Origin of the sequence: Streptomyces sp. NPDC093261 (assembly GCF_044753645.1) — a bacterium.
Lineage (GTDB): Bacteria > Actinomycetota > Actinomycetes > Streptomycetales > Streptomycetaceae > Streptomyces.
Genome location: NZ_JBIVNO010000015.1, coordinates 43,183 through 61,934, shown reverse-complemented (window position 1 = coordinate 61,934; position 18,752 = coordinate 43,183). Strand labels below are relative to the sequence as shown.

Genomic DNA, 18,752 nt, shown 5'->3' with positions numbered 1-18,752 from the left:
TCCCGGCTTGACGTCATAGACCGATCGGATGCATTCCTGAGACTCCCTCACGCCCTGAGCGGGGGAGTCACTCAGCCGCGACTCCCAGGAGCAGTGTCAATGAGGAAGGCGGCTCACCCGCAGGACGGCGTCGTCGCGGGTACCGACCTCCCCCGTCGGCCCGGTCAGCTCGCGGGTGAGTACCTCATCGGTATCCACCGCCCATTCTCCGGGACCGGCCTCCAACACGCTGAGGACCTCGGCATTCGTCGGCAGCCGGAAGTCCAACGGCGGCTCCTCGAACCACGACGGCCACCCGGCGTGGCTGATGACCAGCAGCGTCCCGCCCGGTCCTACGGCAGCGGCCGCCGAGGCAAGGATCGCCTCCCGCTCCCCCACCCCGGCCACCGGTGAGTGCAGGAACTGTGCGGACACGAGATCGAAAACCCCGTCGGGGAACGAGCGGGACAGGTCGTGCTCCTGCCATTCGATCCCGTCGGCCACACCGGCCTCGGCCGCGGCGGCAGCCGCACGGCGCAGCACGGTCGCCGAGACGTCGACCGCGGTGACTCGCCACCCCCGCTCCGCGAGCCAGATCGCGTCGCCACCCGCACCGCATCCCAGATCCAGCGCCGTTCCGGCGGGCAGTGCACCGGCCTCGCGGACGAACAGCGGGTTGGCCCGGGCGACCCAGTCCGCGGGTGGCTCCCAGCCCCGGTAGAACCCTTCCCAGTAGCTCTGTGCGGTGTCGGTCGAAGTCGGGACGGGCATCGTCGGGCGAGGTGTCCTCGGAGCGGTGTCGGTCATGGATCCAGGGTCACCGGAAGGCCACGCCCCACACCACAATAGTTGCCGGAACAGCAAAGCCCTGGGCGTCGAACCGTGACAGCGTGGCCTGTGTGTGCCGGGCCCTCGAGATGGTCGGCGAGTGGCCGCACCACCAACGCGATCGAGTCGGACAACGCGCGGATCGGCGAGCGGTCAAGGCCCGCGGACACTTCCCGAACGAGCAGGCCGCGTTGAAGTGTGTCTACATGGCCATAATGTCGCTCGACCCTACCGGCAGGGGCCAGGCACGCTGGACCATGCGCTGGAAGACCGCGCTGAACGCCTTCGGCATCACCTTCGACGACCGGCTCTCAGCGGCCCGCCAGTAACCCGACCACCCGGGTTACACGCTCGTTTGACAGACCCCAATACGCCGGGGTCAAGCCCCGCGCACAGTGCTCGCCGGCTCGGCGCGGTCCCAGACACTCTGGAATGCCAGTTTCAAGCAGTTGGCGAGTGCCGGGTGTTCGATGCAGAGCGCGGTGGTGGCACCCGTGCCCGCAACCGGGTCCGGCATGTCACAGAGCACGAGCGAAGCATCGGCAATGATCAACTTCAGCGGCAATTCGGCGGTGAACCGCGCCTCCTCCCCGGCCTCGCTGAAACACCTCACATGCTCCAGCACTTCGGCGTCGTCGAGGGCGTCATGAGTGTAGACGGCTCGGGCCCGACCGCCCGCCTTGCGCAACCTGCGCACAGCTGCGATGCCTTCGGTGTTGGCGACCGGGGCGACAAAGGGCCGTTGGCAGAAGCTCAGCAGTTCACGTGTGGCCTGTTCCTGGATGTCGGCGAATCGTGCGGCAATGGCCTTGGGGTCGCGCAGCACCTCGATGTAGTCGAGCGGGTGGGTCTTGGTGCGCCCGTCTGACCAGATGGGCACCAGCGCGGTGGTCAGTGCCGACGCGACCTGTTCAAGCCGTTCCAGGGATTCGCGCTGCAGCGCCATGAGCCGGGCGGTGGCAAGTTCGGGTGCGACGGCGGAGAAACTGGCCACCCGACCAGGGCGGACGGTGGCAAGTCGGCGCCGCACCAGCGCATCCAGCACGTCGTAGACGCGTTGGCGCGGCACATCGGCCTCACGCGCCACCTCCGCCGCGGTGTACGACTCGCGTCTGACCAGCGCGAGGTAGACCCGCGCCTCGTAGCGCGCCAGGCCCAGTGCCGTGAGGTCATTGACCGGTCCGTCGTCCACATCCATGGCGCCACACGTTATATCCGATCGACTACGCACTCGCCCTGATGGGCCTGTGAATCAACTCCCGTCCCTTCCATGGTGGTTGATCCTTCAGAAGTTCATCCGTCAAGGACAAGCCTTTGCCATTGGCCGGTAGTGCCTTGGGGTGGCCGCTCACTACCTTCTGCACAGCCACCACTGCCCGGGGTGGCAGCCCGCAGCCAAGAACGCGCGCTACTCGCAGCCCACCGGCACCAGTGGATACGTGCTGTCCAAAAAGCGATCAATTGTCATGCTCGCAACATGAGCATCGATCCCCATGGAGGGCAGTTTCTTGCGATCGCAGAACACCGACCCCGTCAGACCCGACGGGCCCCGACGGCTCGCCCGCCGCGGGGCCACCGCCCTGCTGTCGGCCGCGGCTCTGATCACCGGCGGCATGCTGGCCGCCGCACCCCAGGCGGCCGCCGCGCCGACGGCATCCCACGCACCGAACAGCTCCGTCGCCAACCCCTACAGCCCCGCCTACCAGCACCCGTACCGGCACGGCGCGGTGCCGACCCTCCAGCAGCACGCCAAGATGAAGTCCTGGGCAGCCGCCCATCCGGCCGCCACCGCAGCGACCGGGCCGCAGACGCTGTCCTACGGCGGCGGAGTCGACGGCATCGGTGTCCAAAGCGGCCACTCGAAGGTCTACCTGGTGTTCTACGGCACCCAGTGGGGCACGCAGAGCACCAACAGCAACGGAGACATGACCTTCTCCGGCGACTCGGCGGGCGCCGCCCCCGTCGCCCAGGAGATGTTCAAGGACATCGGCACCGGCAACGAGCGGTGGTCCGCTGACCTGACCCAGTGGTGCGACGGTCCCAACGTGACGTCGGGCGCCACCAGCTGCCCCTCCAACGCCAACTTCATCCCCTACCAGAGCGGCGGCGTGCTCGCCGGCACGTGGTACGACAACTCCGCCGCCTCGCCCAGTGCCGCCACCGGGCACCAGCTCGGCGCCGAGGCCGTGAAGGCGGCCGGTCACTTCGGCAACACCACGTCCGCCGCCAACCGCGACGCGTACTACGTCATCCTGTCGCCCCACGGCACCAACCCGGACAGCTACCAGGGCCAGTACTGCGCCTGGCACGACTGGAACGGTGACACCACGCTGACCGGTGGTGCGGTCTCCTCGAGCTACGGCGACATCGCCTTCAGCAACCAGCCGTACAACATGGACTCCGGCTCGGGCTGCGGCGTCGGGTTCGTCAACTCCCCCGGCACACTCGACGGGTGGACCATGACGCTCGGCCACGAGTGGCAGGAAATGATGTCGGACCAGAACCCGGCCGGGGGCTGGACCAACCACACCGGCAGCTCCTACGACGGCCAGGAGAACGCCGACGAATGCGCCTGGATATCGCCGGGCAGCACGGGTGGAGCGGCGAACGTCCAGATGGGGACCGGCACCTTCGCCGAGCAGGCCAGCTGGTCCAACGACACCAACTCGTGCGCCATCAGCCACGCGATCGTCGGGGGCAGCACGGGGAACACGGTCACCGTCAACAACCCCGGGAACCAGAGCAGCACCGTGGGCACTGCCGTCTCCCTGCAGATGACGGGCTCCGACTCCGCCTCCGGCCAGACCCTCACCTACACCGCGACCGGGCTGCCGGCCGGGCTCAGCATCTCCTCCAGCGGCCTCATCAGCGGCACCCCCACCGCGGCCGGCACCTCCTCCGTCACGGTCACCGCCAAGGACAGCACGGGCGCCTCCGGCAGCACCTCGTTCACCTGGACCGTCAGCAGCACCGGCGGCGGCTGCGCGAGCCCCGGCCAGAAGCTCGGCAACCCTGGCTTCGAGACGGGCACCGCTTCCCCCTGGACAGCCGCCAGCGGCGTGGTCGACAACTCCAGTGGTGAGCCTGCCCACTCCGGCAGCTGGAAGGCCTGGCTGGACGGCTACGGCAGCACCCACACCGACACCCTGTCCCAGTCAGTGACCATCCCGGCCGGATGCAGCGCCACCTTCTCCTTCTACCTGCACATCGACACCGCCGAGACCACCACGACCACGGCCTACGACAAGCTGACCGTCCAGGTCGGCAGCACCACCCTGGCCACCTACTCCAACCTGAACGCGGCCGGCGGCTACGTGCTCAAGTCCTTCAACCTCTCCAGCTACGCCGGTCAGACGGTCACGCTGAAGTTCACCGGCACCGAGGACTCCAGCCTGCAGACCAGCTTCGTGGTCGACGACACCGCCCTCAACGCCTCCTGACCCCACCAGGCCCCTGGGCACAGCACGACACGTTCCGCCCCAGCAGGGAACCACTGCTGGGGCGGAACCGTCCCATCGGCACACACTGCCGGGAAGGAGTCTCGTTCATGGCGCTCCCTCGCACCCACTTCGCACTCCGTTTCGCCGCATGCCTGACTCTCACCGCCATCTCGGCCTGCGGCGCCGGCGCCGCGCAGTCCGCCGCGCCCACCACGCAGCGGCCCACCCCCCTCCGGCTGGATGAACGCGCCAACCACGCCACCGTCTCGGCCACGGTGGGTACCTCGTTGGTGGTCACGCTGCACAGCACATACTGGTCCGGCCTCACCAGCGGAACGCCGGATGTCCTGTCCGCCGCCGGCACCCCGCGGGTCACACGGGCCCACACCTGCGTCCCGGGCGCCGGCTGCGGCACCGTCGAACTCGCCCTGCGAGCCGTGCGGCCCGGCTCGGCAGACATCACGGCCCGCCGCACCAGCTGCGGCGAGGCCCGCCGCTGCAGCGGCGATGAGGGCCGATACAGCGTGACAGTGAAGATCCGTGGATAGGCACTGATGCCTCGGAGCCTGAACAGACTGTCCCTACCGCCTTCCTGCGCCGAGGGCACCGAAACCGGCGAGCCGCCCAGTCCAGCCCCCGGTACCTCCCTGCCCATCGGAAACAAGCGCCTCGCCCCTGGATGCCTCCGCCAACTCGTCATCGACCAAGACCGAGGCACGGCAGGCGACGATGGGTGTCAACGGGCGATGTCGCAACGATGGCCTCTGACCGTCACGACATCGTGTACATCGCCATCACGATGCGTTCCGGGCGCACCCCCGCACAGAAGCAGGCGCTGTACCGACGGATCGCCGACCTGGCTCACGAGTACGCAGGAACCGAGCCGCGGAACGTCTTCGTCACCGTGACCGAGAACGAGTCGATCGACTGGTCTTTCGGCAACGGGCTGGCATAGTACGCCATTTCATGATCCCTCACATCATCACGGCTCACCCAAGGGGGAAGACACCGGAGCGCCCTTCCGGGGCCCTGACGGGGCCGTGGAAGGGCGCCCAGCGGGACAAACGTTGGCGGCCGTCGGCAGCTCAGCTGCCGGTCAAAGCGTTGATCGATTACGCGGCGGGAGTCGGCTCACCCCCGCACCGCTGCTGACGCTCCGCCACCTCCACCCTCTCCGTTGACATGCTCGCGCCCGAGGGCGGAAGGTGATGCCGGCACAGATGCGCGATTGTGCTCGGAACGACGAGATTTCAAGCACCAGTTAACATCTGCCGGTTGGTATGAGCGGAGATGGAATCAGTGCGACGAATGAACCGAAGACTGTGTCGGCACGGGCGGTGGGCCGGCACACGCCGGGCCGCCTTCGCCGCGGCGGGGCTGGCCGCCGCCATGGCCGCCGCGCTCCTCGCGGCCCCCGCCCAGGAGGCCAGTGCGGCGACGCCGGGGAGCGGCCTGCTGGACAGCGCGCACGGCAGCGTGACCTGGCGGAGCCGGGAGTACGCCACCGGGACCGTGGGCGACCCGGCGAAGTGCCCGCCCCTGTCGGAGGACCCGGACGGCAAGGTCTGCGACCGCTTCGACCTCAAGGTCTCGGTCTCGGACGGGTACTGGGACGACAACCCCGAGGGCGGCGTACCGGTCTCGGTCGAGTGGCAGAAACCGGCCGACGACTTCGACATGTACGTCTACGACGACGCGGGCAAGCAGGTCGCCTCCAGTGCCGGCACGGCCGACCCCGAGGCCACGGTGATCCCGAGGGCGAACGGCACGTACCACGTCGTGGTCGTCCCATACGACGTGCACGACAACTCCATCGTCGGCAAGGCCTATCTGCCCGCGACGACCGACGCCGGGGACCTGACCTCCTTCACCGGCGGCCACGGCAGCTACACCATGGCGGCGGGTCGCCTCAGGGCGAAGGCCGACTTCCTCGAGGGCGGCGGACTGCGGCTCCAGGCCGACCCGTCCGGCGACTTCAGCGACCCGGCCGGCTCGCGGATCGTCCGCAAGCAGCCCGCCCCGCAGACGCACACGACGTCGTTCGACGCGGGCGCTTACTACGGCATCCGAACCCCCGGTGCCGTCCTGCGCGTCTACAAGAAGCCGCTGCGCTTCGGCCTCTACAAGGCCGACAACAGGACGCGCCTCTGGCAGGAGGACAAGCCCCTGCGCTGGTCCACCGGCGGCATGCGGCAGAGCCTCGACCGCGGCAAGGACGAGCAGTTCTTCGGCGGGGGCGAGCAGAACGGCAGCTTCTCGCACCGCGACAGGACGATGTACGTCGCCAACAGCTTCGACTGGAACGAGGGCGGCTACAACAACTCACAGCCCTTCTATCTGTCGTCGGCGGGCTACGGCGTCTTCCGCAACACCTTCGCGCCCGGTGTCTACGTCTTCGGCCCCTCCGTGCACACCGGCCAGCAGGAGCGCCGCCTGGACGCGTACTACTTCACCGGCGACGCGAAGCACGTCATCGGCTCGTACACCTCGCTGGTCGGCAAACCCTTCATGCCCCCGGTCTACGGGCTGGAGCCGGGCGACTCCGACTGCTACCTGCACAACGCCAACCGGGGCGAGCGCCACACCCTCGACTCGCTGAAGGTCGCCGACGGCTATGTGCACAACGGGATGCCGCTCGGCTGGATGCTGGTCAACGACGGCTATGGCTGCGGCTACGAGAACCTCCCCGAGACCTCCAAGGGGCTCCAGGACCGCGGCGCCCAGCTCGGTCTGTGGACCCAGGACGGCCTCGACAAGCTCGCCGAGCAGGTCAAGGCGGGCCAGCGGGTCGCCAAGCTGGACGTCGCCTGGGTCGGCAACGGCTACGGCATGGCGCTGGACGCCTGCGACCGGGCGAAGTCCGGCATCGAGGACAACAGCGACGCACGCGGGTTCGTCTGGCTGCCGGTGTCCTGGGCGGGCGCGCAGCGCTGCGGTGTCCTGTGGAGCGGCGACCAGAGCCTGTCGTGGGACTACGTGCGCTGGCAGATCCCGACGTACGCGGGCGCCACGATGTCCGGCATCGCGTACAACACGGGTGACGTCGGCAGCATCTTCCGCCACGACGCGAAGATGTACGCGCGCGACCTCCAGGCCAAGACATTCCTCCCGGCGATCATGACGATGGACGGCTGGGCCACCGACCTGACCACCCACCAGAAGGCCGATCAGCAGCCGTGGGTGGACGGTGAACCGTACACCTCCGTCAACCGCAGGTACCTGCTGCTCCGCGAGCGCCTGCTGCCCTACCTGTACACCCTGGCCGCGGACGCCGCGAAGACCGGCGTGGGCGGGGTGCGCCCGCTGTACCTGGAGTACCCCGACGACCCGCGCACGCTCGGCGACGACGCCAAGTACGAGTACCTGGCCGGCTCCGACTTCCTGGTCGCCCCCGTCTACAAGGACTCGGACACGCGTGACGGCATCTACCTGCCGAAGGGCGTCTGGACGGACTACTGGTCCGGCACAACCTACCGGGGCCCCACCACGGTCAACGGCTACCACGCCCCCATCGACACCCTTCCCCTCTTCGTCAAGGCGGGCGCGATCGTGCCGATGTGGCCGCAGGGCACGACCTCGTGGAAGACCCGTGACCGGCACGAGCTTGACTGGGACGTGCACCCGCAGGGACACAGCTCGTACACGCTGTACGAGGACGACGGCGTGACGCGGACGTTCGCCTCGGGCGCGTCGGCGACCCAGCGGGTGACGGCGGACGCGGACGAGCACGGTGTCACCGTCTCCGTCGGCGCGAGCAGGGGCAGCTACTGCGGCAAGCCTGACGCCCGCGCCTACCGCTTCACGGTCCACGGCGACCACGCACCCCGCCGCGTGTCGTACGACGGCCGCTCGCTGCCCCGCGTGGGCTCCGCGGACGCCCTCACGGCAGCCGGTACCGGGTGGTACTACGACGCGGAGACGGGGGTGACGACGGTGAAGACCGCACGGGCGTCACTCGACCGAACCTTCACGGTGGCCCTGAAGCGGTAGACACCGGCGCGGGCGCCACCGGAGGGGTGCGCGCCCGCGCAGGAGTCGCCGCGACGGTGCGTCAAGTGGACACAACCCGCCTCGCCGGGACGCCCGCCGATACCCGACGGGCTGTGCGTCCATACGTCAGCCGTGGTGCTCCGGAGCGGGTTCGGGCTGCGCCACAGCCACCGGCTGCGGGGTGGCCACCGGCTGCCGGGCGGCGGCAGTCGCCTTCCGGTGCGAACGCGACCGGAAGAAGTTGACGATGACCATGACGGGCAGGATGAACGCCTTGAAGAACACGATGTACGTGCCGCCCTGGAAGATGAACCCCAAATAGATGCCGTAGCCCATGAATCCGACACCGGCGATCACGTTGAACGCCCGCCAACCCTTGCTGAGACCACTGGAGTTGATGGCACCCAGGATCAGCATCGCGGCACCGCTGATGAAGAGCAGCACGACGTACCAGGAAAAGAGGGGCTCAGCACTGAAGTCGAGGTTCACAAAAATCCCTTGGAGAAACTGCGGATGACCAGTGAATGCGGACGGCGCACACTACCCAGGTCGCACGCGGTTTCGCCACACACTTTCGAACGGAAGGCCCGGCGCCCCCGAGTCGTCTTCTCGGCAGACCACCCCCAACAAAACGGGGCGAAGCACCGCATGAAGCCGCCGGGCCCACCCCCAACCAGGACTCCAGCGCACCCCAGGGCCCACGACCGGTGACCCAATCGTTTCCCGTTCGTGGCCCGTTCGGCTTCAAATTCCACACCGACGCCCCCGGCCCGGGGAGCTGTCATCAAAGGAAAAGGCTCTCTCAAAACGCCCCAGGCGGCGCCGCGCTCGAGCAGTCGGGCCCCCATGCCGCATGATTCAGACAGCGCGTGCCCTCCCACTTGAGTTTCGCCGTTTTCGCACGGTCGCCCCAAGGCGCGTTTCAGAAGGGGCGCCTCCGTCAGCCGCATCCCGCCTGTCTGCTGGAGGGACGGCGCTTCAATCTGCGCGAACGCCCCCTGCGGACCCTGATGGGCCGGGCCGTCCTTGGGCCGTGGAAGGGGGCCCACGGCAGCCAACGACGACCAATGGCGGCCGCTTTCCCCGTCGTCACGGCTGCGACGGATCGGGCCTACGCGACGTGTCAGAGGGACCCCCTACGGTGCCCGGCATGAAGCATGGGACACGTGGCCCGCTCCCGCACCACGAGGAAACCAACCTCGTCCTCTTCCGGGGGACGTCCCCGGCCGCGCTCACCCAAAGGGCTCTGTCACCCGGTCCCGCCGAGGCCATTGCCCTTCAGGTCGCGAGGCGCTGTGTCAGGCGAAGTAGCTCGCCACACCTGAGGACTCGCCCGCCAAAGCCTGGGAGAGGGACGTGCAGCGGTTCAGTCCAGCGGGTAGGGATCGCGTCCACCCCGTAGGCCGCGCCCGCGAGGCCGCCGGTGACTGCGGCGACGGTGTCGGTGTCGCCGCCGAGGTCGATCGCGGCACGTACCGCCTCTTCGAATGTGGCGGTGGTGCGTAGGGCCCAGACGGCCGAGCCCAGGCATGGCCATACGGCGTCGTTGAACTCCGTGGCCTGTTCGGGGTGCCAGTCCGGAGCGAGGACGGTCGCGTACCGCTCGCGATGGTCCGGGTGGACGAGGGCCAAGGTGGCGGGGAGCGCGCCGAGGGGATCGGCGCCGGCCAAGGAGACTCTGATGAGTTCGTGAAATATGGCCGTGCCTTCCCATGCTGCCCGGTCGCCATGGGTCAGAGCGGCAATGCGGCGGGCGGCGTCCATGGTCGCTTGCCGGCCCTGGGCAGCGAAGTAGACCGCAGAGGTCGAGGCCCGCATCAACGAACCGTTGCCCGCCGCTCGCCGGTTGACCTGGAAGTGAATCCCGGCGGCAAGATCCCACGGCATGCCGTTGCTCAGGACGTCCTCGGTCTGCAGTCCGATGTCCTTGGGATCGGACTTCGCCCATTGCTGAAAGCGGGCGAACATCTCTGGCAGGTCGAGCCCGCCCAGTTCCAGCAGCGAATCGGCGACCAGGACCGCCATCTGTGTGTCATCCGTGGCTTCACCCGGATCCCAGCCCCCGCCTCCGCACATCTCACCGCCTGCGCCGGGCCTGGGAAAGCGTGCGGAGAAAGCCCCTGCAGGGCCGAACTCGAAGGGTGCTCCGAGCGCGTCACCCACGGCCGAGCCGATGACCGCCCCGGTGGCCCGCTGAATGTGCCTCACCACGTCAGCCTATCGGTGGCGCACAGCCGGTCCGGTGTCGCCGTGATGTTCGCGTGCAGTACAGCAGCGGAGCGTCCGCGCCTCGCTCATGACGCGGATTTCGGCCACCGAGCCCTCTCCACCGGGCCCTCGGCCGATGCGGAACGACAAATCAGCCGTGCGACCTCTCTATTAGGGCTGTGTCCGCACCAACGAGTTCTCCGGCCCCAGCGCCCAGCGGCGCATGCGCCGCTGGGGGCCATCCGAGCGCCGCCCGGCTCCGGACAGCCCCCGGAAGATCCACGTGCACCTCCCGCGGCACCGGCCGCCTCCTGCCGGGCGTCGGCTGTGATGACCCGCATGGCGCCGGGGGTGGTGTCGGCTTTGGCCATATTCTCACCCTCCGCTGAACTTCGCCTTTCATACCGCGGTTATCTTCCCAGCAGAGTCAAGGTCAGCTTTGCATTCAGGAGACCGGTGCGGTGAAGCAACGCAACATAGGCGGCAGGTTCCACGCCCCGCTGGCCAGCGTGCTCCTGGCCGTGTCCGTAGGCGGCTGCGGCATGAGCGGTGGCAACGCAACCGGCCCGGCGGCCACCTCGTCGGCGTCCGCCACCGTCGGCGGCACGCCCGGGACCCCGTCGCACGTCACGGCTGAGCCTGCCGCCTGGCACAAGTGGGGCCTGACACCGCTGCCCGCGGCTCCCGAGCCCCCGGCGGACAAACCCATCAAGCTGTCCGCGACCGGCCCAGTCCCGGTCTTCGCGCACATACCGACATCCCAGAAGGTCGTCTTCATCACCGTCGACGACGGGCTGGAAAAGGACCCCAAGTTCGTCGAGATGATACGGGACCTGAAGATCCCGATCACGATGTTCCTGATGAACGACGCCATCAAGTCGGACTACGGCTACTTCAAGCCACTGCAGGCGATGGGCAACCACATCCAGAACCACACCCTGCACCATCCCGCGATGAACACCATCCCACTGGCCCGCCAGAAGCAAGAGGTGTGCGGCGACCAGAAGATCCTCACCCAGCAGTTCGGCACCGCCCCGTTCCTCTTCCGGCCGCCCTACGGCGCGTACAACAACAACACCAAGATCGCGGTGGGAGATTGCGGGCCACGAGCGATCGTCTGGTGGCGGGAGTCCATGCAGATACGCAATATGCAGTACCAAGAGCCGGGCAAGAAGCTGCGTCCCGGCGACATCATCCTCGCCCATTTCCGCGGCCCTGCGGAGCTCAAGGGCGCCACCATGACGGAGATGTTCGCCAATCTGCTCAAGCGCATCCGGGAACAGGGCTTCTCGGTGGCCCGCCTGGAGGACTACATCCAGCCCCCAGCCGGACACTGAACCGACCAAGAACCAGTCTGCTTCGCGCCGTTGCACTCCTTCGGCCTCGGGGCGGGCGCCGCGCAGTATGCGCCGCGGCCGACCGAATCGGGCCGGAACCTCGCCCGACATTTGCTCATCTATCTATCTGACAGACATCGCATCTCGTAGTTCTGCGAGAGACCTTGAACCCGGGTCCGATCGGGCATCCGGCGACATTGGGCCCTTTGGGGCGGTGTCCAGGGAGGAGAGGTTCACCTCCCACCGGAAAGTCGGGTCAAAGGCCAAGGAAAGCCCCGGGCAAGCCCTCGCAACGAAGCGCGGGCGGGTGCCGGGCAGAAAGCGCAGGCAGGTAACAGCCCATGGGTCTCACAAGCAACAAAGTGCTGATGCTGGCGATCGTCCTCACCGTCGTACTGTTCCTCGGCACGGTATGGCTGTGGCCGCGCCTGGCCCTGCGGAACTGGCGGGCCATCAGCGGACGGGTCGGGCTGCTGCTCGCCACCCAGCTGGCGGGCTTCGCCATGGTGGGACTCATCACCAACCAGGCCTTCGGTTTCTACGCCAGCTGGTCCGACCTGTTCGGCCAGGAGACCGGCCAGGGAGTGGTCGTCGACCATGTAGCGGGGGGCGGCGGCAACCCAGTCCAAGTGGTCTCCGCCTCCCGCGTCATCGGTGCGAGCAGCGCGCTGCCGCAGGTGGCCGGGCAGGTCCAGAAGGTCGACATCATCGGCCGTACGACCCATCTGGCCGCGCCGGCGCTCGTCTACCTGCCCCCGGAGTACTTCCAGCCGCAGAACCGCGCGCGCAAGTTCCCGGTGTCCGTTGTTCTCACGGGTTACCCGGGCACGGCCCAGGCGCTGGTGGACAAGCTGCTCTACCCGACCACAGCGCAGCAGCTGGCCAAGAGCGGGAAGATGCAGCCGATGATCCTGGTGATGCTACGTCCAACCGTGGCGCCGCCGCGGGACACCGAGTGCGTCGACGTTCCCGGCGGCCCGCAGACCGAGACGTTCTTCGCCAAGGATCTGCGCGATTCGGTGAGGGCCCGCTACCGGGTCGACAAGACGCCCGCCAGCTGGGGCATCGCCGGCGACTCGACCGGCGGCTACTGCGCACTCAAGATCGCCATGCACCACCCGCGTTCGTACGCGGCCGCCGCGGGCCTGTCGCCGTACTACAGGGCGCCGATCGACCCCACCACCGGGGACCTCTTCCACGGCGACAAGAACCTGCGGAACCGTGCCGACCTCTTCTGGGCGCTCAAGCATCTGCCCGCCCCCGAGACCTCGCTGCTCGTCACCAGCAGCAGGGTCGGTGAGCACAACTACAAGGACACGCTCAAGTTCATAAAGAGCGTGCAGAACACGAACGTGACCAGGATTTCGTCGATCATTCTTCCGAACGGCGGGCACAACTTCAACACCTGGAAGCGGGAGATCCCGTCGATGCTGCAGTGGATGAGCGAGCGGCTGGTCGCACACTGAGCCACCCGTGCGTGACGCCCCGTAAAGCTGGTGATGTGCCCGGCCGCGAGCGGCCCCTGCCGGCCCTCAGCTCCGCGTACTCTCAGCGCGTGGCGGGGGCAGCGGCGGGGGGTGCCTGTCGTAGAGCCAGGCACTGAGCAGCGGCTCGACCGGCGCAGGCGTGGAGCGTCCCGCGTGGGCGATGAAGGTTGCGGTGTCGGTGCTGTTACCGCGGTGGATGTGGTGCCAGGCGCGCAGCATCGCGAAGAACCGCTCGTCGCCCAGTGTCAGGCGCAGCGCGTGCAGGGTGCACGCGCCGCGGGTGTAGACGCGGTCGTCGAAGATGCGGTCCGGTCCGGGGTCGGCGAGCCGCAGGCCGTCGTGGTTCTTCGCCAGTGTGTGCCAGGCTGCCCTGGCGATGGTGTCGGCGGAGTCCTCGCCGATGTGCTCCGACCACAGCCACTCCCCGTAGGTGGCGAAGCCCTCGTTGAGCCAGATGTCCCGCCAGTCCCGCAGGCTCACGCTGTTGCCGTACCACTGGTGGACGAGTTCGTGGGCGACGAGCGTCTCCCACGTCCGGTCGCCGTCGACGTGGTTACGGCCGAAGACGGACATGGTCTGGTTCTCGACGGGCTGGTCGAGGTCGGCGTCCACCACGACGGCGCCGTACGTCTCGAAAGGATACGGACCGAACCAGCCGGTGAACGTCTCGAACATCTCGGGCTGGCGAGCCAGGTCGTACCGGGCCTGCCGGGAGAGGTGGACGGGGTAGGCGTTGCGGCCGGTGACCCGCCGGCCGGTCGTGGTGTCGCAGGCCTGCCAGGTCTCGTGGGCGAAACGGCCCGTGTACAGCGCGGCGAGATAGGGAGCCATGGGGCCCGGGTGGTGATACGTCCAGCACTCGGTGGACCCCGTGCTGCTCCGCTCCAGGAGTGTGCCGTTGGCGAGCGCCTGGTGGCCGCGTGGCACGGTCACCCGGAAGGTGAACTCGGCCTTGTCGTCCGGCCGGTCGTTGCACGGGAACCACGACGGGGCGCCGAGCGGCTGCGCGGCCACCAGGGTGCCGTCGTGCGGGTCGCCTGTGCGGTCCCAGCCGATCTGGCCGAACGGCGTGGGCACCGGGCCCGGCCGGCCGCCGTAGCCGATCTCCAGGGTGAAGGGCATGCCCGCGGTGATCGGTCGCGGCGCGGGCAGGAGCAGCTTGTGCCCTTTGCGGTCCGGGCGCACGGCGACCCCGTCGACCAGGGCGTCGTGGACGCTCAGCTTCGCGAGGTCGAGGTGGACCTGCCGCAGCGTCCGCCCGGCGACCGCGTGGATGAGCGCCCGGCCGTCGAGCATGCCGGCGGCCGGGTCGTACCTCAGGTGCAGGTCGTAGGCGCGGGTGCGGTGGTCGTAGGTGCCATGGCTCGCGAAGTAGCGTTCGGCCTGCCGTGGCAGGCGGTCCGCGGCCGTCACCGCCAAGGGGGTGAGCGCCGCGCCGCGGAGCAGCGCGCGTCGGCTGCACCACGTCATGCGGCTTCGCCTCCGGTGAAGGGAGCGGCGGTGCCGGTCGCGGAGACGCCGGCGATGGGGTTGCCGGCCCAGCGTGTGCCGTCGGGCACCGTCTCACCGCGCATCACGAGGGAGGCCGCGGCGACGGATGCGCCGGTGCCGATCGTGGTGCCGGGCAGGGTGATGCTGTGTGGGCCGAGGGACGCTCCGGCGGCCAGATGCACGGTGTCCATTCGCATGATCCGGTCGTGGAAGAGATGCGTCTGGAGCACACATCCGCGGTTGACGCTGACCCCGTCGCCGAGGCTGACCAGATCGGTCTCCGGCAGCCAGTACGTCTCGCACCACACCCCACGGCCGACGCGCGCGCCGAGCGTGCGCAGCCACCAGTTCAACGCGGGCGTGCCCAGGTGAGCCCCGACGCCCCACGGCACGGCCAGCACCTCCACGAACGTGTCGAACAGCTCGTTGCGCCACACGAACGACGACCACAGGGGCCGCTCGACCGGCCGGAAGCGGCCCACGAGCAGCCACTTGGCGCCGGTCGTGGTCAGGCAGGCCAGCACGGACGCGGCAAGGAGCAAGGGAACGCCGACGAGCGCGGCCAGGGGAAGGCCGCCGCGGTCCAGGGCCTCCTGCTCGGCGAGGAACAGGCACTCGGCCAGGAGCGTGCCCAGGATGACGGGCAGCAGCCGGCACATCTCCACGGCCGCGCGGGCCGCCACCAGCCGCCGGCGCGGGGCGAACGTCCGTGCCGGGTCGGTGCTGCCGGGCACGCGCGGCAGCGGCATCACGGGCCGCCCGATCCAGGACGTGCCCGGTCCGCCGTGGGCCGGTGCGTCGGACAGCACACCCACGAGTGCCCGGTCGGGGACGTTGCGGCCGGGTGCGACGATGCCCGAGTTCCCGACGAACGCGCGCGCCCCGATGTGAACAGGCCCCAGCCGCATCCATCCGTCGCGCAGTTCGAACGGTGCGACGAGCGTGTCGTCGGCCAGGAAGGCCCCGTCGTCCACTTCGAGCAGGGACGGCAGCGGCAGCACGGTCGAGATCTCGGTGCCGCGGCCGACGCGTGCGCCGAGCAGACGCAGCCAGTACGGCGTGGCCAGACTCGCGTACAGGGGGAACAGGCTGCCGCGGGCACCGTCGAGCAGCCGGGTCACCAGCCACGCCCGCCAGGCCACGCCCCCGTCCGCGCGGTGCAGACCGGGCTTTATCGACCGGCCCAGCAGACGCACGGTGACCGCGGTGATCAGCATCCCGCACACCGTGGTGAGGACCGCGAGCAGCGGTGCGGCGGCGAGCAGATGGTCGGCGGCGCCCGGCAGCGTCGGTGTGTCGCGCACCAGCAGCCAGGTGACGGTCAGCGCCGGGGCCGCCGCGAGCAGGGACAGCAGGGGCAGCAGGCCGAGGGACAGCGCGTAGGCCGGGTGCCAGCGGCGCGAGCGGTCCGCCGGGCGGGCGGGCCGGCCGACGTCCGTGAGGCGTTCGACGGGCTCGGCCGGCCTGGCGGGGGAACCGCTCCACACATGGCCGTCGGGGATCCGGTCGTCCAGACAGCTGCCGGCGGTCAGTTCCGCATCGCGCCCCACCACGGCGCCCGGCAGCAGAGTGCTGCGGTGGCCCACCCGCGCGCCCGGACCGACGGTGACAGTGCCGATGTGCAGGGTGTCGCCGTCGAGCCACCAGCCCGCGATGTCCGCCTCGGGCTCGATGCTGCATCCGTCGCCCAGTTCGGCCAGGCCCGTCACCGGGGGCATGGTGTGCAGCTGTACGTCGCGTCCGATCCGGCAACCGAGGATCCGGGCGTACCAAGCGGCCCACGGGGTGCCGAGCAGTGCGGCTACGCCGAACGCGGTCACCGCTCGTTCCGCGGTCCAAAGCCGCAGATGGACACGTCCGCCGCGCGGATACGCGCCCGGGGTGACCGAGCCGGCCAGCGTACGGGCGAGGGCCGCGCCGATCAGGCAGCGCATCGGTGCGCTGAACAGCACCACCCAGCCCACCAGGACCAGCCACCAGGAGGTGTGCGGGGCCCAGCGGTGCGGGGCGATCCAGCCGAGCACGTTGTCCGCCGTCGCCAGGCCGACCAGGCCGCGCAGCCCGGTGATCCCGTAACCGGCCAAGGTGACAAGGAACTGGACGACTGCGGTCCGCCGGGGTACCGGCCGGGCGGGGCGTCCCTCCCGCACGGCGCCGGCCAGGGAGTCGAGATGGTCGGCCATACCCTGGAGCACAGGGTGCCGGTAGAGGTCGGCGACGGAGAGACCCGGATACTCCTCGCGCAGCACAGAGGCCATCCGTGCGGCGGTCAGGCTGCTACCACCGAGATCCACGAAATGGCTGTCGCGGCCGGGACGCAGGCCCAGCAACTGCTCCCAGACGTCCGCCAGCCGTGCGGCCGTCCCGTGCAGACGGTGCGCCGTGTCGCCGCCGTGGTCGCTGCCGGCCAGGGGCACCGGCCAGGGCAGCGCCTTCCGGTCGACCTTCCCGGACGCCCGCGTGGGCAGGTCCGTCACCTCGGCCAGGACCGGTACCAGCGGTGCGGGCAGCCACTCACTCAGTCGTGCCCTGGCCTTGTCGGCTTCGAAGGCGGAGCGGCCGTCGGCCGTCTGCTGCGGGAGGATGTAGCCGACGAGTACCTGGGCACCGGCCGCGGTCGACTGCACAGCCGCGGCCGCGCCGCGCACACCCGGCAGGGCGAGGAGGGCCGCGTCGATCTCACCGAGTTCGATACGGCGTCCGCCGAGCTTGACCTGGTCGTCGATGCGCCCGACGAAAACCAGTCCCTCGGCGTCAGCGTGCACCAGGTCGCCCGAGTGGTAGGCGCGCGGCGAGCCCAGCGCCGGGCACGGTCGGAAGCGCTCCGCGTCCTTGACGGGGTCGAGGTACCGTGCGGTTCCAGTACCGGCGATGACCAGTTCGCCCTGCTCGCCGTGCGTCACCGGTTCCCCGGTCTCGTCCACCACTGCCAGCTCCCAGCCGGCCAGGGGCAGTCCGATGCGCACCGGCTGCCCAGGCTCCAGGCGGGCGGCGCAAGCCACGACGGTGGTCTCCGTGGGGCCGTAGGTGTTCCACATCTCGCGCCCGGGGCGGGCGAACCGTTCGGCGAGACCGGGAGGGCAGGCCTCGCCGCCGAGGATCAGCAACCGCACCCGGGTCAGCGCCTCTTGGGGCCACATCGCCAGCAGGGTGGGGACGGTGGAGACAACGGTGATGTCACGCTTCTCGAGCCAAGGGCCCAGTTCGTGGCCGGCCCGTACCAGGGCCCGTTCGGCCGGCACCAGGCAGGCGCCGGAGCGCCACGCCAGCCACATCTCCTCGCAGGAGGCGTCGAAGGCGACGGACAGTCCCGCCAGCACGCGGTCGCCGGGGCCGAGCGGACGGTCACGCACGAACAGCGCTGCCTCGGCGTCCACGAAGGCCGCGGCGGACCGGTGGGTGACAGCCACGCCCTTCGGCGCGCCGGTCGAACCGGACGTGAAGATGATCCAGGCGTCGTCCCCGGGGGCGGGCCCGGATCCCGCCGCCGCTCCGGACGACGCCGCGAGGTCGGCGGGCTGCGGGTGCGTCCCCAGGACGTGGCACACGCCGGCCTCGCGGAACACGGTGGCGGCGCGTTCCTCGGGGTCGTCGGCGTCGACCGGGACATAGGCCGCGCCGCAGTGCAGTACGGCGAGGATCGACAGATACAACTCGGCGCTCCCCGAGGGCACTCGTATGCCGACCCGGTCGCCGGGGCCGATTCCCTGCTCGGTGAGCCGCCGAGCGCGTCGGCGGACTTCGGCGCACAGTTCGAAGTAGGTCAGCACCTCGGCGCCGGTGTCCAGGGCGGGTGCGTCCGGGTGCAGGGCGGCGGTGGCCTGCAGGACGTCGACAAGGGTGCGGGGCGACGCAGCGGCCGCAGAGCGGAAAAGGGCTCGGTCTCCGAAGGACTCGGGGGACGGTGGCGGGGCATCGAGTGCGGTCGATGTCAAAGTCGTGCCTCAGGCTTTCGGTACTGACGGGCTTCCAACCCCTTACGGGCCGTCAGA

11 protein-coding genes and 2 pseudogenes are annotated in these 18,752 nt (G+C 69.6%); 7 read left to right on the top strand and 6 right to left on the bottom strand.

Annotation, left to right across the window (positions count from 1 at the left end; genetic code table 11):
- Positions 1 to 96 precede the first annotated feature (96 nt).
- Complete coding sequence (locus ACIP94_RS27370; protein WP_402431026.1) at positions 97 to 786, bottom strand: class I SAM-dependent methyltransferase; 690 nt, start codon at positions 784 to 786, stop codon at positions 97 to 99.
- 129 nt (positions 787 to 915) lie between these two features.
- On the opposite strand from ACIP94_RS27370, the pseudogene ACIP94_RS27365 reads away from it, so the two are divergent.
- Positions 916 to 1,136 (top strand): annotated as a pseudogene (locus ACIP94_RS27365) (transposase); the annotation flags it as partial.
- 50 nt (positions 1,137 to 1,186) lie between these two features.
- On the opposite strand, the gene ACIP94_RS27360 reads toward ACIP94_RS27365, so the two are convergent.
- A complete protein-coding gene (locus ACIP94_RS27360; protein ID WP_402431023.1) occupies positions 1,187 to 2,005 on the bottom strand; it encodes a TrmB family transcriptional regulator in 819 nt (272 codons plus the stop codon).
- A gap of 310 nt (positions 2,006 to 2,315) precedes the next feature.
- On the opposite strand from ACIP94_RS27360, the gene ACIP94_RS27355 reads away from it, so the two are divergent.
- The 4 genes and pseudogenes from ACIP94_RS27355 to ACIP94_RS27340 all read left to right on the top strand — a co-directional run bounded on the left by ACIP94_RS27355 (position 2,316) and on the right by ACIP94_RS27340 (position 8,237).
- Positions 2,316 to 4,247, top strand: a complete 1,932-nt coding sequence (locus ACIP94_RS27355; RefSeq protein ID WP_402431020.1) for a putative Ig domain-containing protein — start codon at positions 2,316 to 2,318, stop codon at positions 4,245 to 4,247.
- Positions 4,248 to 4,354: 107 nt separating this feature from the next.
- Entirely contained in the window at positions 4,355 to 4,795 is a 441-nt protein-coding gene (locus ACIP94_RS27350) for a hypothetical protein (RefSeq protein ID WP_402431017.1), read from the top strand.
- A gap of 230 nt (positions 4,796 to 5,025) precedes the next feature.
- Positions 5,026 to 5,202 (top strand): annotated as a pseudogene (locus ACIP94_RS27345) (tautomerase family protein); the annotation flags it as partial.
- 353 nt (positions 5,203 to 5,555) lie between these two features.
- On the top strand, positions 5,556 to 8,237 hold the full coding sequence (locus ACIP94_RS27340) for a TIM-barrel domain-containing protein (protein WP_402431014.1): 2,682 nt from the start codon (positions 5,556 to 5,558) through the stop codon (positions 8,235 to 8,237).
- Between the two features lie 126 nt (positions 8,238 to 8,363).
- Here the strand turns inward: ACIP94_RS27340 and ACIP94_RS27335 are convergent, their stop codons facing one another.
- Positions 8,364 to 8,726, bottom strand: a complete 363-nt coding sequence (locus ACIP94_RS27335; RefSeq protein WP_402431011.1) for a hypothetical protein — start codon at positions 8,724 to 8,726, stop codon at positions 8,364 to 8,366.
- Between the two features lie 789 nt (positions 8,727 to 9,515).
- Positions 9,516 to 10,445, bottom strand: a complete 930-nt coding sequence (locus ACIP94_RS27330) for an ADP-ribosylglycohydrolase family protein (protein WP_402431008.1) — start codon at positions 10,443 to 10,445, stop codon at positions 9,516 to 9,518.
- Positions 10,446 to 10,906: 461 nt separating this feature from the next.
- Here ACIP94_RS27330 and ACIP94_RS27325 point away from each other — a divergent pair, with 461 nt between their 5' ends.
- Entirely contained in the window at positions 10,907 to 11,782 is an 876-nt protein-coding gene (locus ACIP94_RS27325; protein ID WP_402431005.1) for a polysaccharide deacetylase family protein, read from the top strand.
- 341 nt (positions 11,783 to 12,123) lie between these two features.
- Complete coding sequence (locus ACIP94_RS27320) at positions 12,124 to 13,248, top strand: alpha/beta hydrolase (RefSeq protein ID WP_402431002.1); 1,125 nt, start codon at positions 12,124 to 12,126, stop codon at positions 13,246 to 13,248.
- A gap of 66 nt (positions 13,249 to 13,314) precedes the next feature.
- Here the strand turns inward: ACIP94_RS27320 and ACIP94_RS27315 are convergent, their stop codons facing one another.
- Positions 13,315 to 14,739, bottom strand: coding sequence for a M1 family metallopeptidase (locus tag ACIP94_RS27315; protein WP_402430999.1), 1,425 nt, complete (start codon positions 14,737 to 14,739; stop codon positions 13,315 to 13,317).
- The gene (locus ACIP94_RS27310; RefSeq protein WP_402430996.1) at positions 14,736 to 18,695 is read right to left on the bottom strand and encodes a Pls/PosA family non-ribosomal peptide synthetase; all 3,960 of its coding nucleotides are present in this window, start codon (positions 18,693 to 18,695) and stop codon (positions 14,736 to 14,738) included. The genes ACIP94_RS27315 and ACIP94_RS27310 overlap by 4 nt, the downstream gene beginning before the upstream one ends.
- Positions 18,696 to 18,752 lie beyond the last annotated feature (57 nt).